Annotated in this window: 15 protein-coding genes; 13 read left to right on the top strand and 2 right to left on the bottom strand. The window is 65.6% G+C overall.

Features of this window, described 5'->3' with window-relative positions; all coding sequences use genetic code 11:
- Nucleotide 1 precedes the first annotated feature (1 nt).
- From J7E82_RS06805 to J7E82_RS06745, 13 genes are all read left to right on the top strand, one after another.
- Nucleotides 2–1,747 carry a nitrite/sulfite reductase gene (locus J7E82_RS06805; RefSeq protein WP_214861870.1) on the top strand — a complete coding sequence of 582 codons (1,746 nt, stop codon included), beginning with the start codon at nt 2–4 and terminating at the stop codon, nt 1,745–1,747.
- A complete protein-coding gene (locus J7E82_RS06800; protein WP_214861869.1) occupies nt 1,744–2,463 on the top strand; it encodes a phosphoadenylyl-sulfate reductase in 720 nt (239 codons plus the stop codon). The genes J7E82_RS06805 and J7E82_RS06800 overlap by 4 nt, the downstream gene beginning before the upstream one ends.
- Nucleotides 2,460–3,413, top strand: a complete 954-nt coding sequence (gene cysD, locus J7E82_RS06795; protein WP_214861868.1) for a sulfate adenylyltransferase subunit CysD — start codon at nt 2,460–2,462, stop codon at nt 3,411–3,413. Before J7E82_RS06800 ends, cysD begins: the two co-directional genes overlap by 4 nt.
- Nucleotides 3,413–4,837 (top strand): sulfate adenylyltransferase subunit 1, encoded by a 1,425-nt coding sequence (locus J7E82_RS06790; protein WP_214861867.1) that lies wholly within the window; start codon nt 3,413–3,415, stop codon nt 4,835–4,837. The genes cysD and J7E82_RS06790 overlap by 1 nt, the downstream gene beginning before the upstream one ends.
- A 111-nt stretch (nt 4,838–4,948) precedes the next feature.
- Nucleotides 4,949–5,911, top strand: a complete 963-nt coding sequence (mmuM, locus tag J7E82_RS06785; protein ID WP_214861866.1) for a homocysteine S-methyltransferase — start codon at nt 4,949–4,951, stop codon at nt 5,909–5,911.
- 187 nt (nt 5,912–6,098) lie between these two features.
- The gene (locus tag J7E82_RS06780; protein WP_214861861.1) at nt 6,099–7,262 is read left to right on the top strand and encodes an ABC transporter substrate-binding protein; all 1,164 of its coding nucleotides are present in this window, start codon (nt 6,099–6,101) and stop codon (nt 7,260–7,262) included.
- Nucleotides 7,263–7,311: 49 nt separating this feature from the next.
- Entirely contained in the window at nt 7,312–8,049 is a 738-nt protein-coding gene (locus tag J7E82_RS06775) for an ABC transporter ATP-binding protein (RefSeq protein ID WP_214861859.1), read from the top strand.
- Nucleotides 8,039–8,971, top strand: coding sequence for an ABC transporter permease (locus J7E82_RS06770; RefSeq protein WP_214861857.1), 933 nt, complete (start codon nt 8,039–8,041; stop codon nt 8,969–8,971). Before J7E82_RS06775 ends, J7E82_RS06770 begins: the two co-directional genes overlap by 11 nt.
- Nucleotides 8,972–9,139: 168 nt before the next feature.
- Complete coding sequence (locus tag J7E82_RS06765; protein ID WP_214861855.1) at nt 9,140–10,111, top strand: PLP-dependent cysteine synthase family protein; 972 nt, start codon at nt 9,140–9,142, stop codon at nt 10,109–10,111.
- Nucleotides 10,112–10,118: 7 nt separating this feature from the next.
- Nucleotides 10,119–11,153: an LLM class flavin-dependent oxidoreductase gene (locus J7E82_RS06760; protein WP_214861853.1), complete on the top strand. Its 1,035-nt coding sequence runs from the start codon at nt 10,119–10,121 to the stop codon at nt 11,151–11,153.
- 120 nt (nt 11,154–11,273) lie between these two features.
- Nucleotides 11,274–12,542 (top strand): uroporphyrinogen-III C-methyltransferase, encoded by a 1,269-nt coding sequence (gene cobA / locus J7E82_RS06755; RefSeq protein WP_214861851.1) that lies wholly within the window; start codon nt 11,274–11,276, stop codon nt 12,540–12,542.
- Between the two features lie 99 nt (nt 12,543–12,641).
- The gene (locus tag J7E82_RS06750) at nt 12,642–14,108 is read left to right on the top strand and encodes an FAD-dependent oxidoreductase (protein WP_214861849.1); all 1,467 of its coding nucleotides are present in this window, start codon (nt 12,642–12,644) and stop codon (nt 14,106–14,108) included.
- 161 nt (nt 14,109–14,269) lie between these two features.
- Nucleotides 14,270–15,646 (top strand): rhodanese-like domain-containing protein, encoded by a 1,377-nt coding sequence (locus J7E82_RS06745; protein ID WP_214861847.1) that lies wholly within the window; start codon nt 14,270–14,272, stop codon nt 15,644–15,646.
- A 19-nt stretch (nt 15,647–15,665) separates the two neighbouring features.
- On the opposite strand, the gene J7E82_RS06740 is transcribed toward J7E82_RS06745, so the two are convergent.
- Both J7E82_RS06740 and J7E82_RS06735 read right to left on the bottom strand, forming a co-directional pair.
- Entirely contained in the window at nt 15,666–16,136 is a 471-nt protein-coding gene (locus J7E82_RS06740; protein ID WP_214861845.1) for an SRPBCC family protein, read from the bottom strand.
- A gap of 63 nt (nt 16,137–16,199) precedes the next feature.
- Nucleotides 16,200–17,024: a DUF1206 domain-containing protein gene (locus J7E82_RS06735; RefSeq protein WP_214861843.1), complete on the bottom strand. Its 825-nt coding sequence runs from the start codon at nt 17,022–17,024 to the stop codon at nt 16,200–16,202.
- Nucleotides 17,025–17,043 lie beyond the last annotated feature (19 nt).

Here is a 17,043-nt window from a genome sequence, read left to right as displayed (position 1 = left end):
CATGACTGATACAGCTCTAGCCGGAGTGTCTGCGGAGCAGGCTGCCCCCAAGCGCGCGGCCCGCCCGTCCCGTCCCGCCGCGAAGCCGCATGGCCAGTGGAAGGTTGACGGCACCACGCCGCTCAACGCCAACGAGACCTGGAAGCAGGAAGACAACGGGCTAAACGTCCGTGAGCGTATCGAGTCTGTCTACTCCAAGCACGGCTTCGACTCGATCGACGGCACCGACCTTCACGGCCGCTTCCGCTGGTGGGGCCTGTACACCCAGCGCAAGCCCGGGATCGACGGCGGCAAGACCGCAACGCTTGAGCCGCACGAGCTCGAAGACAAGTACTTCATGCTGCGCGTCAGGATCGACGGCGGTGCACTCACCACCGAGCAGCTGCGTGTCATCGGCGAAATCTCGCACGAGTTCGCCCGCGACTCCGCCGACCTCACGGACCGCCAGAACGTGCAGCTGCACTGGATTCGGGTCGAAGACGTCCCTGAGATCTGGCGCCGCCTCGAGGCGATTGGCCTGTCCACCACCGAGGCCTGCGGCGACGTTCCCCGCGTTATCCTCGGCTCCCCGGTGGCCGGCATCGCCAAGGACGAGATCATCGACCCCACGCCGCTGATCCATGAGCTGTCCGAGCGCTTCATCGGCGATCCTGAGCTCGCCAACCTGCCGCGCAAGTACAAGACGGCCATCACGGGCCACCCGTCCCAGGACGTGGTGCACGAGATCAATGACTTCGCCCTGGTGGGCGTGGTCCACCCCGAGCTGGGTGCCGGCTACGACCTCTGGGTGGGCGGCGGCCTGTCCACCAACCCGCGCCTCGCCGAGCGACTGGGCGTGTTTGTCTCCCCGGAGATCGCCGCCGAAGTATGGCTGGGCGTCACCAGCATCTTCCGTGACTACGGCTACCGCCGCATGCGCACCAAGGCCCGCCTGAAGTTCCTCATGAACGACTGGGGCCCGGCCAAGTTCCGCCAGATCCTCGAGGACGAATACCTCGGCCAGAAGCTCCCGGACGGCCCCGCCGCCCCGAAGCCCACGGCTCCGGGCGACCACATCGGCATCCACGAGCAGAAGGACGGCAAGTTCTTCATCGGCGTCACCCCTACTGTGGGCCGCGTTTCCGGTTCCATCCTGGTCAAGCTCGCCGAGACGCTCGAGGCACACGGCTCCTACCGCCTGCGCACCACTCCGCACCAGAAGCTCGTGGTGTTGGACGTCGCCAAGGACCAGGTTGAACCGCTCGTAGCCGAGCTGGACGCCCTCGGTCTCTCCGCCCGCCCGTCGGTCTTCCGCCGCGGCACCATTGCCTGCACCGGCATCGAATTCTGCAAGCTGGCCATCGTGGAGACCAAGGTCACCGCTGCTACGGCCATCGCCGAACTCGAGCGCCGCCTTGCCGACCTCGCGGACAGCGGCCAGCTCCCGCAAGCGCTGTCGCTGCACATCAACGGCTGCCCCAACTCCTGCGCCCGTATCCAGACGGCCGATATCGGCCTGAAGGGCATGATGCTGCCAACGCCCGACGGCGACCCCACCCCGGGTTTCCAGGTGCACCTTGGCGGCGGGCTGGCCAACACGGAGCGCGAAGAGGCCGGCCTGGGCCGCACCGTCCGTGGCCTGAAGGTCACCGTTGAAGACCTGCCCGATTACGTTGAGCGCGTCGTCCGGACATTCGTCGCCGAAGGCGCCGAGGGCCAGACGTTCGCCGAGTGGGCACACACCGCCGACGAAGGGTTGCTGCAATGAGCACATCGCCCGCCAAGCTCCGCACCTATGACGAGCTCAAGGCCCTTGCCGAGGCCGGCGCCGCCGAGCTCGGCTGGGACGCCCCGGCCCGCGACGTGATCGCCTGGGTTACCCGGAACTTCGAGCTTCCCGCGGTCGCCGTCGCGTGCTCCATGGCTGATGCCGTCCTGCCGGCGCTTGTCGCGGACCAGCTTCCCGGCGTCGACGTCCTGTTCCTGGAGACCGGCTACCACTTCCCGGAAACCTATGCCACGCGTGACGAGGTGGCCGCGAGCCTGCGCGTCAACGTGGTGGACGTCCTGCCTGAGAACACCGTGGAGCAGCAGGACCGCCTCCTGGGCAAGGACCTGTTCGCCCGCGACGCAGCCCAGTGCTGCGCCCTGCGCAAGGTCGCCCCGCTGCGCCGCACGCTTTCCGGTTACGAGATCTGGTTCACCGGTGTCCGCCGCGACGAGGCCCCCACCCGCACCAACACGCCGCTGGTCACCTGGGACGAGGCCAACGGCCTGGTCAAGGTGAACCCCTTGGCCGCGTGGACCTTCGACCAGCTGGTCCAGTACTCCGAAGACAACATCCTGCCCGTCAACCCCCTGCTGAGCCAGGGCTACCCGTCCATCGGCTGCCAGCCGTGCACGAAGAAAGTGGCCCCGGGGCAGGATCCCCGCTCGGGCCGCTGGGCCGGCTCCGACAAGACAGAATGCGGACTACACGTATGAGCACTTACACAACTGAGGAGTCGACTGTGGTGAGCGAAGCGATCGTGGAGCAGACCGAGCGTCTGTCCAGCCTCGACACCCTCGAGTCCGAGGCCATCCACATCATCCGTGAGGTTGTTGCCGAGTTCGAGAAGCCCGCGCTGTTGTTCTCCGGCGGCAAGGATTCCGTGGTCATGCTCCACCTGGCCACCAAGGCGTTCTGGCCCGGCAAGGTCCCCTTTCCCGTGCTGCACGTAGATACCGGCCACAACTTCCCGGAGGTCATCGACTTCCGTGACCGCACGGTGGAGCGACTGGGCCTGAAGCTCGTCGTCGGCTCCGTCCAGGAGTTCATCGACCGTGGCGAGCTCGCCGAGCGCGCCGACGGCACCCGCAACCCGCTGCAGACCGTGCCGCTGCTGGACGCCATCCAGCGGAACAAGTTCGACGCCGTCTTCGGCGGCGGCCGCCGCGACGAGGACAAGGCTCGTGCCAAGGAGCGCATCCTGAGCCTCCGCGACGAATTCGGCCAGTGGGACCCGCGCAACCAGCGCCCCGAGCTGTGGAACCTGTACAACGGCCGCCACACTGTCGGCCAGCACGTCCGCGCGTTCCCCATCAGTAACTGGACTGAGCTGGATGTGTGGCGCTACATCGAGCGCGAGAACATCGAACTGCCGGGCCTGTACTACGCCCACGAGCGCGAAGTGTTCCAGCGTGACGGTATGTGGCGTGCCGTGGGCGAGGTTTCCCAGCCGAAGCCGCACGAGGACGTTATCACCAAGCTGGTCCGCTACCGCACGGTGGGCGATATGTCCTGCACCGGTGCCGTCGAGTCCGACGCACGCACCGTGGCCGACGTCGTAGTTGAAGTCGCTGCCTCCACCCTGACCGAACGTGGCGCCACCCGGGCCGATGACCGCATCTCCGAGGCCGCCATGGAAGACCGCAAGAAGGACGGCTACTTCTAATGAGCACTGAAACCGCACTGCTGGAAACCGGCCTGCGCGAATCCACGCTGTTCCGTTTCGCCACCGCCGGGTCCGTCGACGACGGCAAGTCGACCCTTGTGGGCCGCCTCCTGCACGACTCCAAGGCGATCCTCGCCGACCAGCTCGACGCCGTCGCCCGCACCTCCGCGGACCGCGGCTTCGGCGGAGCCGGGGCGACCGGCACGAAAGCGATTGACCTGGCGCTGCTGACCGACGGCCTGCGTGCCGAGCGTGAGCAGGGCATCACCATCGACGTCGCCTACCGCTACTTCGCCACCGACCGCCGCAGCTTCATCCTGGCGGACTGCCCCGGCCACGTGCAGTACACCAAGAACACGGTTACCGGCGCGTCCACTGCGGACGCCGTCGTCGTACTCATCGACGCACGCAAGGGTGTCCTGGAGCAGACCCGCCGCCACCTGTCTGTGTTGCAGCTGCTGCGCGTGCCTCACGTGATCGTGGCCGTGAACAAGATCGACCTCGTGGACTTCAGCGAGGATGTTTTCCGCGGTATCGAATCCGAGGTGCAGCAGGTTGCGCGTGAGCTGGGCCTGGGCATTGGATCAAGCACCGCCGGGATTTCCGATCTTTTCGTGGTGCCGGTTTCAGCGCTCGACGGCGACAACGTCGTGGACCGCTCGGACCGTACCCCCTGGTACACCGGTCCTGCCCTGCTCGAGGTCCTGGAAACGCTCCCGGCCGCCGACGAGCTCGAAAGCCACCTGGAAAGCTTCCGCTTCCCGGTCCAGCTGGTCATCCGCCCGCAGGGTGCCCTGGCGCCGGACGCCATTGCTGGAGGGCTCGACGTCGAGGCGTACCGCGACTACCGTGCCTACGCCGGGCAGGTTACCGAAGGCTCCGTGAAGCTTGGCGACAAGGTCACCGTGCTCAGCCCCGGGCACGAGCCGCGCACCACCACGGTTACGGGTATTGACTTCGCCGGACGGGAACTGACCGAGGCCGCCGCGCCGCAGTCGGTGGCCATCCGCCTGGCAGAGGAAATCGACATCGCCCGCGGTGACACGATTGCCGCCGCCGGAACCATCCGCGAAAGTTCCGCCGACCTGTACGCCGCCCTGTGCTGGCTCTCGCCCAAGCCGCTGCGCGAGGGTGCCAGGGTGCTCATCAAGCACGGCACCCGCACGGTCCAGGCACTGGTCCGGAACGTCACGGGCAAGCTCGATCTCGCCACGTTCAACCTGGAGGCCGCCTCCGGCCTGGAGCTGAACGACATCGGCCACGCCCAGCTGCGCCTTGCTGCGCCGCTGCCGCTGGAGAACTACCTGCACCACCGCCGTACGGGCGCGTTCCTGGTGATCGATCCGATCGACGGAAACACCCTGGCCGCCGGCCTGGTCAAGGACCACCCGGGAGACCACGAGGACGAGCGTTACGTCATCTAGCGTTGCCGCCACTTGCTGGCAGACTGTTATTCATGAAGAGCACCGCACGGTTACGTTGGAAGCCCAACGGCGCCGTGCGGTGCTCTTTTCTACTACCTGGAGCCGTAGAGCATGCCCCGTAACGCCACCCTGTCCCGCATGTTCGACGCCAGCAGGAGCGTGGTGGTGGATGGTGCCTTGGCCACTGAGCTTGAAGCGCGCGGCTGCGATCTGGAGGACGCGCTGTGGTCGGCCAAGGTGCTCCTGGAACAACCGCAGCTGATCAAACAGGTACATCGCGATTACTTCGATGCCGGAGCAGCAGTGGCCATCACGGCGAGCTATCAGGCGACGCCCCAGGGATTTGCCCAGCGCGGCATTTCCGAGGCGGAGGCCCTGGAACTGATGGCACTGAGTGTGCGCCTGGCCGACGAGGCGCGGCGAGAGTACCTGGCTGAAAACCCGGGCGCGGGCCCCTTGCTGATTGCCGGGTCTGTCGGCCCCTACGGCGCCTACCTCGCGGATGTCTCGGAGTACCGCGGCGACTACGCCCTCAGCCGTAGGGAGTTCATGGAGTTCCATCGACCTCGGATTGCCGCACTGGTGGACGCCGGAGCGGATTTCCTCGCGTGTGAGACTCAGCCGTCGTTTCCCGAGGCCGAGGCCCTGTTGGCACTCGTGGAGGAGTTCGACGTCGAATCCTGGTTTACCTTCACACTGCGCGACGGTGGGCACATCAGCGACGGTACGCCCCTGGCCGAGGTGGCAAGGCTCTGTGGAGCGCAGCCGCGAGTCGCGGCGATCGGTGTGAACTGCGTGCCGCTGGATCTGGTCTCGCCATCGCTTGAGACCCTGCGCAAAGCCACTGACACGCCCTTGATCGCGTATCCGAATTCGGGCGAAAGCTACGACCCCGTCACCAAGACGTGGGGCCCGGTGGCAGAGGGGGACGGCTCGGAAGCGGGCGGCAAACCGCCTGCAAGCCTTGCCGAAGGATTCGGCATCTGGCGTGAACTTGGCGCCCGGGCTGTCGGCGGGTGCTGCCGTACCACACCGCGGGATATTGCCGCCGTGGCTAGGCTGTCAGCGGAGTAAGTCACATAGCGTTTTGTGACGCTGCATGAACCTGCGTGACCCCCGGTTTCCGACTTATTGAACCGGAAATGTGTGGGTCCCTATCGTGAATCCATGGCGCGGCTCCGAAGGCTGCCCGAATACCGCCATACGAGAAACATCGCGACACGAACAGCCCGCTCCGTAACGCAGCAAAAGGACTTCCCCCATGAGCACCCGACAAGCAACGACGCCCGGCCGCGAGCCCGGCACCGTTCGGATTGTCGCAGGCGAGAGCAGGCAGCCCAAGCACAAACGCACGGTCGAGGTGCTGATCGCCATTGGCCTGGTACTGCTGATTGCTGCAGGGGCTGTCGTAGCGTCGGCTGTGTCGAGGAACAATGACGCGCAGGCTTCGTCCGCAGCCGCGGGCCCAGCAGGGGAGCTCCGCCTCGGTTACTTCGGGAACGTCACCCACGCCCCGGCCCTGGTGGGAGTCAACAAGGGGATCATCGCCAGGAACCTGGGCGCGACGAAGCTCAGCACCCAGACCTTCAACGCGGGACCGGCCGCTATCGAGGCCCTCAACGCCGGTGCCATCGATGCCACGTACATCGGGCCGAATCCCGCCATCAACTCCTTTGTGAAGAGCCAGGGAGATTCCGTCAGTATTATCGCGGGCGCAGCTTCCGGCGGTGCACAGCTCGTCGTGAAGCCTGAGATCACCTCTGCAGCAGACCTTAAGGGCAAGACCCTTGCCTCGCCCCAGCTTGGCGGCACCCAGGACGTTGCCCTCCGCACGTGGCTGGCCCACCAAGGGTTCAAGACCACGGTCGACGGCGGCGGCGACGTCGCGATCAACCCCACCGAGAACGCCCAGGCCTTGAAGCTTTTCCAGGACGGAAAGATCGACGGCGCGTGGCTCCCCGAGCCCTGGGCCTCCCGCCTGGTACTCCAGGCCGGAGCCAAGGTGCTGGTGGACGAAAAGGAGCTGTGGGAGAACGGCGAATTCTCCACGACTGTCCTGATCGTCAACAAGAAGTTCGCCGCCGAACACCCGGACACGGTCAAGGCGCTGCTGAAGGGCCACGTTGAAGCCGTGAACTGGCTTAATGAAGCCCCGGCCGCTGAGAAGGCCGGCGTCATCAACGCGGCGCTCAAGGAGTCGGCCGGTTCGGCCCTTGCCGACGACGTGATCAACCGTGCACTGGCAAACATCACCTTCACGATGGACCCCCTGGCCGCCACCTATCCCAAGCTCCTGCAAGACGGGATCGACGCCGGAACCACCAAGGCGGCCGACCTCAACGGACTCTTCGACCTCCGCGCGCTGAACGAGGTTACCGGGGCCACAGGCAGCAGGCACTCAGCCGCCGGACTGGGTGCCGACTAACGGCCACCCGCCTTCCACACAACCACTACTCCAAACCTAGGACGGGACCATGCCAGTCGTACTGGAACACCTCGGGAAACGCTTCGGCGACGGCGCCCCCGTGCTTGACGACGTCAACGCCACCATCGCCAAGGGCGAGTTCGTGGCCCTCCTGGGCGCCTCGGGCTGCGGCAAGTCCACCCTGCTGAACATCCTCGCGGGACTGGAAGAGCCGACGTCGGGCGCTTTGGAAGTGCCCAGCGACGGCGCGGCGTTTATGTTCCAGGACTCCGCGCTGTTCCCCTGGCTGACGGCCCGGGCCAACATCGAACTGGCCCTGCAGCTTGCCGACGCTGCCAAAGCCACCACCAGGGCCTCCCGGGCCGCCAGGGCACAGGAGCTCCTCGAGCTGGTCCACTTGGCCGGAGCCGGGGACAAGCGGCCGCACGAACTGTCCGGCGGCATGCGCCAGCGCGTGGCCCTTGCCCGGTCGCTGGCCCAGGACCGGCAGCTGCTGCTCATGGACGAGCCGTTCGCCGCCCTGGACGCCATTACCCGCGACCTCCTGCACGATGAACTGGAACGGATCTGGAAGGAAACCGGCCGCACCATCGTGTTCGTGACGCACAACGTCCGCGAAGCCGTCAGGCTTGGCCAGCGGGTGCTGTTGCTGTCTTCCCGGCCAGGCCGTGTGGTGGCCGAATGGGACGTCACCGAGGAACACCGGACCGACGCCGGCCGCGCCGGTGAGCTCACCGGAACCATTACCCGCCGACTGCGCGAGGAGATCCGCCGCCATGCCAACTGATGACACTCGCCTCGCAGCGCCGCCCGCCGAGTCCCGCCACATCACCTCGCCGTCGCTAAAGGGCAATCCGGATGAGCTCCGTGACCTCGAGGCGGGCCTGGACAAGCTGCAGTCCGATGCCGTCCGCAAGGCCGGGATCGACTGGAGCAGGGTCCTGCTGCCGGTCGCGGCGCTCGTGGTGCTGGTGCTGGCGTGGCAGTTCTACGTGTCCCTTGGCTTCAAGCGTCGCGACCTCGTGCCGGGTCCCCTCGATGTCCTCGGCCAGATGGGCGTCCTCTGGGGCGAGGGCAAGATCCAGGAAGCCGTCTGGACTTCGCTGCAACGCGGCGTCGTGGGCTTCCTGATCAGCGTCGTTGTCGCCACGCCGCTCGGGCTGCTGCTGGCGCAGGTCAGGCCGCTGCGTCGAGCCTTCGGTCCGCTGATCTCCGGGTTGCAGGTCCTGCCCTCCGTGGCCTGGGTTCCCGCAGCCATCATCTGGTTCGGGCTCACGGACGGCACCGTGTACTTCGTGGTGCTGATGGGCGCCATCCCCTCCATCATCAACGGCCTCATTTCGGGCGTCGACCAGATCCCCCCGCAGTACCGCAGCGTGGGCACCGTCCTGGGCGCCAACCGGCTGCAGATGGCGCTGCAGATCATCCTTCCCGCGGCGCTACCCGGCTACCTCGGCGGCCTCAAGCAGGGCTGGGCGTTCTCCTGGCGCTCCCTCATGGCCGCAGAAATCATTGCCGTTGGCGGGTCCATCGGCTTCGGCCTCGGCTCGCTCCTGGACCAGGGACGAATCCTGTCCGACATGTCCACGGTCATGGCCGCGATCCTGGCCATCCTGGCCGTAGGCATCCTGATCGAGCTGCTTGTCTTCGCTCCGATCGAGCGGCGCCTCCTGCAACGCCGTGGCCTGCTGGCGGGAAGCACCCGCTAGCTTCCGCTCACCTTTTCCTAGGGGCAACGCGGGGTCACTTGCGGCCCATGCGGCCCCCTGGACGGGCCGTAAGTGACCCCGCGTTGCCGCTCGCGTTCCCGTGGCGGAGGGTATAGCTTGACCTGACCGGAGTCATGTCAGCACAGGTAGCGCTAGCGGGGGCAATTCATGAAACCTGCATTTGGTTCAGACGAAGGCGTACTTGCCGGGATCGGTTCCACACCACTCATCCAATTACGCAAGCTGGTGCCACCGGGATCGGCCCGTGTGCTTGTCAAGCTCGAATGGGCCAACCCGACTGGCAGCATGAAGGACCGCATGGCGCTGGCGGCGATTCGCGGGGCCGAAGCGCGAGGTGAGCTTTCCCCCGGGGATACCGTGGTGGAATACACGGCTGGTACAACCGGCATCTCACTTGCACTGGTATGCGCCGCCAAGGGCTACGGGCTCCACGTGGTATTTTCGGACGCGTTCAGCGATGAGAAACGCCGGACTATGGAGGCATTTGGGGCAACTGTCGAAGACGTGCCAAGCGACCACGGGCGTATCACGGCACCACTGATCAAGGCGATGATTGCCCGTGCAGGCGAGCTGAGTGAGCAGCCTTCCTACTGGGCCTGCGACCAGCTCAACAACCGCGACGCAATCACCGGCTACTTCGCTATGGGAGACGAGATCTGGCAGCAGTCCTACGGGCAGGTCGACGCCTTTGTGCAGTCCGTCGGCACGGCACACTCGATCCATGGTGCTTCGCGGGCCCTCCGTGCCCACCGGCCCAGTGTGAAGGTAGTCGCCGTCGAGCCCGCCGAGTCATCCGTGCTATCCGGGGGCGCCACCGGCTCGCACCGGATCGAGGGGATAGGGATCGGGTTCCTTCCGCCGCTGTGGGAGCCCGAGCAGGTTGATGCGATCGAAGTGGTGTCATCCGATGACGCCATGGCCATGAGCCGGCGGCTTGCCCGCGAAGAAGGAATCTTCGCCGGCACTTCCTCCGGAGGAAACGTTGTTGCCGCATTGCGGGTAGCTGAAAGGCTGGGGCCGGACGCAACGGTAGTCACGGTCATTGTGGACTCCGGCTTCCGCTATCTCAGCACGGGCCTCTTCAGCCCACAGGAATTACGGCAGCGCCGGGATGGTTGACCCGGACATGAAGAAAATCGGCTTTCTGTCCTTCGGCCACTGGGGCCCCAGCCAGGGTTCGCTGGTGCCCTCGGCAGGGGAGGCTCTGCGGCAGGCCATCGAACTGGCCGTCGCGGTGGAGGAACTGGGTATCAACGGCGCGTTCTTCCGGGTGCACCACTTCGCCCGCCAGCAGGCATCGCCGTTCCCCCTGTTGGCTGCCATCGCGGCCCGCACCAGCCGGATCGAAATCGGCACCGGCGTGATCGACATGAGGTACGAAAATCCGCTGTATATGGCCGAAACAGCGGCGGCAACCGACCTCATCAGCGGCGGAAGACTCCAGTTGGGCATCAGCCGGGGTTCACCCGAACCAGCCTTGAACGGGGCGAGGACCTTTGGCTACGAACCCGACGAGGGCGAGGATTATGCGGCACTTGCGCGTCGGCACACGGCGGTCTTCCGGCATGCTATCGCCGGTCATGGAGTGGCGGAGGCAGATCCGGCCTATGTTGGTGGTGGCCGCGGCCTGCTACCGATCCAGCCGCTTTCGCCGGGGCTGCCACAACGGATCTGGTGGGGCGCCGGCACCCGCAAGACCGCCGTCTGGGCAGCCGAGCAGGGCATGAACCTCATGAGTTCCACGCTGCTGACCGAGGATACTGGAGTACCTTTCGACCAGCTGCAGGCCGAACAGATCAGCATGTTCCGTGAGGCGTGGAGGGCTGCAGCCCACGAATTTGAACCCCGGGTCTCCGTCAGCCGCAGCATCCTTCCGGTGGTGGACGATGAGGATCGCCGCTACTTTGGCCTCAGGGCGCAGGTGGATAACAAGGACCAGGTAGGGATTCTTGATGGCGCACTCTCCCGCTTCGGCAAGAGCTACATCGGCGAACCGGACAAGCTGGCGGAGGAACTGGCTGCCGACGCCGCCGTGCAGGCCGCAGACACCGTCCTCGTGACCGTCCCCAATCAGCTGGGCGTGGATTACAACGCCAAGTTGCTGGGCAACATCGCGAAGTACATTGCGCCGGCCATCGGCTGGGACGCCCAGTCCTCGTAAAGGCCCAGCCTTTGTGAAAGGCCCAATCCTCGTGAACCGAATGTGACGCCCCGTTACCTAGCGTGAACTGGTGTTGCTGGCCCTTTGATGCACGTTCCCGCCCGGCCCTACAGTTTTTTCATGGCAATACAGGACATCTACCCTACTGCGCTGCGGCTGCTTGGCCGCCCGGTGCTGGTGGTGGGCGGCGGCCGGGTGGCTGCGCGCCGCGCCAAGGGACTGCTCGACGCCGGTGCGAAGGTCACCGTTGTCGCGCCTGTTGCCTCTCCGGAACTCCACGCACTCTCTGACGCCGGATTGCTGGCTTGGGAGCCGCGCGAATACCGCTCCTCCGATATGGACGGGATGTGGTTCGCCCAGACCGCGACGGGAGTTCCCGCCGTCGACAGCCTTGTTTCCGCCGACGCCGAAGCCAACCGCGTCTGGTGCGTCAACGCCTCCGACCATGAAGCGTCCGCTGCCTGGACCCCGGCCGTCGCCGAAGTGGACGACGTGAAGATCGCCGTTAACGCCGGGGGAGACCCCCGCCGTGCAATGGCCCTCCGTGACGCTGTCGCCACTGCACTTGAAACCGGAGACCTCCCGCTGCGCCGCCGTCGGGTCCCGACGGTCACTGCCGCAGGAAGCGTTGCCCTTGTCGGCGGAGGCCCTGGCGACTCCGGGCTCATCACCGTGCGCGGTCGCAGGCTCCTGGGCCAGGCCGACGTCGTCGTCGCAGACCGCCTCGGGCCCCGCGAACTGCTGAACGAACTCGCCCCCGACGTACGTGTCATCGAGGTCGGCAAGACTCCCGGACACCACCCGGTGCCACAGGCCGAGATCAACCGGATCCTGGTCGACGAAGCCCTCGCCGGGCACCGCGTGGTCCGGCTCAAGGGCGGCGACCCCTACGTACTGGGACGCGGCGGCGAGGAAGCCGAGTTCTGCCGTCGAAACGGCGTCGAGGTTGAAGTGGTCTCCGGTGTCACCTCCGCCATCTCTGTCCCGGCCGCCGCCGGCATTCCCGTGACCCACCGCGGGCTCGCCAAGGGGTTCAGCGTTGTTACGGGCCACGAGGAGCTCTCCGAGGTTCCCGCGAGGCCTGACCACACCGTGGTGCTGCTGATGGGTGTCTCGCAATTGCGGGAGTCCGCGGCTGCCCTTGCCCTGGCCGGTCTGCCACTGGACACTCCGGTTGGTATCGTAGAAAACGGCTATTTGCCCAATCAGCGCGTCACCATCGGCACTCTTGGCACCATCGCCGCCCAGGCGGAAGCCACAGGAGTGTCGAATCCGGCCGTCATCGTGATCGGCGACGTCGTCCGGGTGAGCCCCTATGCACCGGCCCATTTCAAGACCGCCGACTACAGCACCACCAGCCCCAACAAGCCCCGCGTCGTAACCAACTAACCCCCAACCCAACTGACTGGCAGTAGTTGTCGTTTTGAGCCCTCATAACGACAACAAGTGCGAGTCAGTTGGGCGGAACCGAAGAAAAGGAACACAGCCGTGTCAACAAGCACCACCGTAGGAACTGCTGAGCGCCCGCTGCGCGTCGCCGTCATCGGTTCGGGTCCTGCCGGCGTCTACGCCGCTGACATCCTGACCAAGAGCGAGGCCGTCAAGAGCGGGGAACTCACTGTCAGCATCGACCTTTTCGACCGCTACCCGGCACCCTACGGCCTGATCCGCTACGGCGTGGCCCCTGACCACCCCCGCATCAAGGGCATCGTGAACGCGCTGCACAAGGTGCTGGACCGTGGCGACATCCGCTTCTTCGGCAACGTCGACTACGGAACCGACCTCTCCATCGAGGACCTCCGCACCCACTACGACGCCGTTATCTTCGCCACCGGCGCCATCAAGGACGCGGACCTGAACATCCCCGGCATCGAACTCGAGGGCTCCTTCGGCGGCGCCGACTTCGTATCCTGGTACGACGGACACCCCGATGTTCCGCGCGAATGGCCGCTCAACGCCACCTCAGTGGCAGTCCTCGGCAACGGCAACGTAGCCCTCGACGTTGCACGCATGCTGTCCAAGCACGCCGACGACCTCCTGGTTACCGAAATCCCGGACAACGTCTACGCCGGCCTGAAGGCCTCCCCGGTTACCGACGTCCACGTCTTCGGCCGCCGTGGTCCCGCCCAGGTCAAGTTCACCCCGCTGGAACTGCGCGAACTGTCGCACTCCAAGGACGTTGACATCGTCCTGTACCCGGAGGACTTCGAGTTCGACGAAGAGTCCGACCGCCAGGTACAGACCAACAACCAGACCAAGACCATGGTGGGCACCCTCACCAACTGGATTGCCGAGCAGCCGGAAGACCCGTCCGAGTTCAAGGCCTCCCGCCGCCTGCACCTGCACTTCCTGCACAGCCCGGTGGAAATCTACGACGACGCCGAGAACCCGGGCAAGGTGACGGGCATCAAGTTCGAGCGCACCGAACTGGACGGTACCGGAAACGCCCGCGGCACCGGCGAATTCATCGACTACCCGGTCCAGGCCGTGTACCGCGCCGTCGGCTATTTCGGTTCGGCACTGCCCGACGTCGAGTTCGACCACAAGAAGGGCGTCATTACTAACGACGGCGGCCGCGTCCTGGATGCTTCGGGCCAGCACGTCCCGGGCCTCTACGCCACCGGCTGGATCAAGCGCGGACCGGTGGGCCTGATTGGCCACACCAAGGGCGACGCCCTGGAAACCGTGACGTACCTGCTGGAAGACCGCGAAAACCTGCCGTTCGCCGAGGTCCCGGCGGCAGACGCCGTCGTCGAACTGCTTGAAACCCGCGGGGTGAAGTACACCAGCTGGGAAGGCTGGCTGGCGCTGGACGCCCACGAACTGGCGCTTGGTGCAGCGGCCTCCGATGCCGGTACCACTCACGGCGTCGAGGTCAAGCGTGAACGCGTCAAGGTTGTTCCCCGCGAGGAAATGGTTGCCATTTCGCGTGACGGCGTAGCCGCCCAGGTCTGAACCCCTCCTAATAGCAACGGAGGCCCACGCCCCGGGTTCCCTGGCCGAGCTTGCGAGGTTAGGGCGCGGGTGGGGAGGGTCACTTGGCGCCCATCCGGAGCATCGGAATGGGCGCTAAGTGACCTGCGTTGCTTTTGTGGTGGTGGGGATAGACTCGCGTCATGGAAGTCGTGGTCATTGAAACCACCGCCATAGGTGATCGAAGCTACCTCGTGCATGACGGCTCGGTTGCCCTAGTGGTTGACCCGCAGCGCGACACCGATCGCGTAGACGACGCCGCGCGACTCGCCGGTGTCAGGATCACCCATGTGGCCGAAACCCACCTGCACAACGACTACCTCACGGGCGGCCTGGTGCTGGCCCGTCAGCATGGGGCCCACTACGTCCTGAACAGTGCGGAGCAGGTGGCCTTCGAACACGATGCCGTCGCACCGGACGAGGCTTTCCAAGTGGGCAGGCTGAGCGTGAAGGCTGTGCCCACGCCCGGCCACACGCACACTCATCTTTCTTATCTGGTGGAGGATAGCGAGCCTGGTATTGGCATCCGGCAGGCGGTATTTTCCGGTGGAAGCCTGCTTTATGGCTCGGTGGGGCGGACGGATCTCCTTGGTCCCGCAGACACCACCGGCCTGGCCCACGAGCAGTACGCCTCGGTGCGCCGGTTGGTGGAAGAAGCCGATTCGGACGCGGCCCTCTACCCGACCCACGGCTTCGGTTCATTCTGCTCTAGCGGGCCGACCAGCCGGGTTCCCGCCTCAACAATCGGGGAGCAGGCCGCCACGAACCATGCCTTGACCGACCCTGACGAGGCGCACTTTGTTGACGAACTCCTCGCCAACATCACGGCCTACCCTTCCTACTACGCCCACATGAGTCCCCTGAACACTGAGGGACCCGGCCGAGCTGAACTAACCGTCCCGGAATCTGTAGAACCGGGGGAGCTGGAACGGCGTCTCGAAGCCGGGGAATGGGTGGTTGACCTGCGTAGTCGGGTTGCCTTCGCCGCCAGCCATCTCCGTGGAAGCCTGTCCTTTGAATACGGCACGGGCTCGCAATTCACGAGCTATCTGGGCTGGGTGCTGCCGTGGAACCAGCCCCTGACCTTGGTGGGTCCCCGGGATGAAGTGGAGATCGCCATTCGCGACCTTTCCAGGATCGGCATCGAATCCCCGGACGCTGCCATGGGCCTTGATCCCGGAGCCCTCGCACCAGGGACCCCGATTGAATCCTTTCCGCGCGTCGGCTGGGACCGGTTCCTCTCGGAACTGAGCCCCGGGGACGCCATCCTGGACGTACGCCGAACCGAGGAATTCACCCGTTCCCACGTGCCCGGGGCCCTGAACGTGCCGCTGCACGAACTGCTGCCCAACCTGGATGACATCCCCGACCGCAAGACCTGGGTGCACTGCACGTCCGGTTATCGTGCCGCCGTCGCGGCCAGCCTGCTCAAGCGGGCCGGGCGCGACGTGGTCCTGATTGATGCCCGGCTCGGGGAAGCGGAAGCAGCAGGAGTCCAGCTCGTCCGTTCGCTCGCTTGAACTGATCCGGCAGAATCCGTCAGACGCTGCCGGCTTTGCCCTTGGCTATCATCTCGAGCCGCTTCAGTGACTCCTGATTGCGCACAGTGATCAAAGGCGAGCGCAGGAACCCCGGAATCAAGGTGCCCGGTCCCTTGATGGCATCTTCCACCATCGTGACACGGCACCTGCCACGGTCCTCCGGAATCGCGTCCCCTGGAATCGCGTCCTCCAGGCTGATCCGGACCCGGGCCTCACCCAACGGCCAGCCCCTGGCAATGAGTTCAAGCATTTGCCCGGGCTTCGAGTCGGTCACCCGTGTGCTGTCGTTGAGCAGCAGCGGCCACACACCGGCAGAGTGGTGCAAGACCGAACCTGGAGCAGGCCACTCGGGGTCGACGGCGCGCATCCGTGACGCCCCCACTACCCAGCCGGGATAGAGCCAGCCGTCGGCCAGGACTGCCCAGATGTCATTGGCACTGCTCCTGAAGAGCTTGGTCACTGTGGCCATGGCGTTCCTCCTCGGATGGATTCTGCGAAATGTCATGTCGGTGGCTTTGTACTTGCTGCACTCCTACATCCGCCCGTACCGGGACCTGATCAGGGCGAACACTCCGTAGCAAATGAATCCCGCGCCAATGGCGGTGAGCAGGTAGGGACCGAGGTCGTGGTCCCGGAGTGCCTTGAGGCTGCCGTCCAGGCCGGTCGATTCGGCGGGATTGTTCTTTACGGCCGCCACCATGAAGAGGATTCCGACCAGCCCGAGCGCAATGCCCTTGGCAATGTGCCCCGCAACACCCAGTCCATCTATGAGCCTGCCTCGACGCCGGCCCTCGAAGTGGGAGAGTTCTTCCTGGAACCCCATTCGGACGCCCTTGACCATGAAGTAGATGCCAATGCCAAGGACGGTCATGCCGACGGCGATGAGCACGGGCGCACCAAAGCCGGTACGCATGACTGAGGTGCTAAAGTCCCGTGTGGCTTCGCTGGAGTCACTGCGGATTCCGACGGCGAACGAACCGAAGGTGATGCCGACGCTTCCATAGGCGATGCTGAGGAACCCGGACGAAACGAGCTTGGACAGCCGCTGCTTGGTGGGCAGGCGGCGCGCCCTCAAGGTGGCCTCGCTGGATTGCCAGACGGCCAGGGCCAGGCAGCCGATGAATCCCGTCCACAGTGAAACGAGTCCCCAGGGGTGGTCGGCAAGGCGTTCGATCGCGCCGGTGGCATCGGCTTCGCCGGGTTGTCCGAAGGCCAAGGTAAGCGCGATGGCGCCCACAATGATGTGCAGCAGTGCCATCACCGCAAAGCCGACCCTGGCCGCAATGTCCAGGGAGCGGGTGTTGGAAATAGCTTCGACAACATCCGCGGCCTTGGCGGTATCTTCACTGTCGGTCATCAGCTTCAACCCCGGCGCC

The organism is Arthrobacter sp. ISL-30 (assembly GCF_018613855.1).
Lineage (GTDB): Bacteria > Actinomycetota > Actinomycetes > Actinomycetales > Micrococcaceae > Arthrobacter.
The sequence above is the reverse complement of the archived record's forward strand: the minus strand, read 5'-3'. Positions and strand labels throughout refer to the sequence as shown.

What these genes read in the sequence shown, in the direction of transcription:
- J7E82_RS06805 (WP_214861870.1), top strand. Translation starts at nt 2, where the DNA reads ATGACTGATACAGCTCTAGCCGGAGTGTCTGCGGAGCAGGCTGCCCCC.
- J7E82_RS06800 (WP_214861869.1), top strand. Translation starts at nt 1,744, where the DNA reads ATGAGCACATCGCCCGCCAAGCTCCGCACCTATGACGAGCTCAAGGCC.
- cysD (WP_214861868.1), top strand. Translation starts at nt 2,460, where the DNA reads ATGAGCACTTACACAACTGAGGAGTCGACTGTGGTGAGCGAAGCGATC.
- J7E82_RS06790 (WP_214861867.1), top strand. Translation starts at nt 3,413, where the DNA reads ATGAGCACTGAAACCGCACTGCTGGAAACCGGCCTGCGCGAATCCACG.
- mmuM (WP_214861866.1), top strand. Translation starts at nt 4,949, where the DNA reads ATGCCCCGTAACGCCACCCTGTCCCGCATGTTCGACGCCAGCAGGAGC.
- J7E82_RS06780 (WP_214861861.1), top strand. Translation starts at nt 6,099, where the DNA reads ATGAGCACCCGACAAGCAACGACGCCCGGCCGCGAGCCCGGCACCGTT.
- J7E82_RS06775 (WP_214861859.1), top strand. Translation starts at nt 7,312, where the DNA reads ATGCCAGTCGTACTGGAACACCTCGGGAAACGCTTCGGCGACGGCGCC.
- J7E82_RS06770 (WP_214861857.1), top strand. Translation starts at nt 8,039, where the DNA reads ATGCCAACTGATGACACTCGCCTCGCAGCGCCGCCCGCCGAGTCCCGC.
- J7E82_RS06765 (WP_214861855.1), top strand. Translation starts at nt 9,140, where the DNA reads ATGAAACCTGCATTTGGTTCAGACGAAGGCGTACTTGCCGGGATCGGT.
- J7E82_RS06760 (WP_214861853.1), top strand. Translation starts at nt 10,119, where the DNA reads ATGAAGAAAATCGGCTTTCTGTCCTTCGGCCACTGGGGCCCCAGCCAG.
- cobA (WP_214861851.1), top strand. Translation starts at nt 11,274, where the DNA reads ATGGCAATACAGGACATCTACCCTACTGCGCTGCGGCTGCTTGGCCGC.
- J7E82_RS06745 (WP_214861847.1), top strand. Translation starts at nt 14,270, where the DNA reads ATGGAAGTCGTGGTCATTGAAACCACCGCCATAGGTGATCGAAGCTAC.
- J7E82_RS06740 (WP_214861845.1), bottom strand. Translation starts at nt 16,136, where the DNA reads ATGGCCACAGTGACCAAGCTCTTCAGGAGCAGTGCCAATGACATCTGG.
- J7E82_RS06735 (WP_214861843.1), bottom strand. Translation starts at nt 17,024, where the DNA reads ATGACCGACAGTGAAGATACCGCCAAGGCCGCGGATGTTGTCGAAGCT.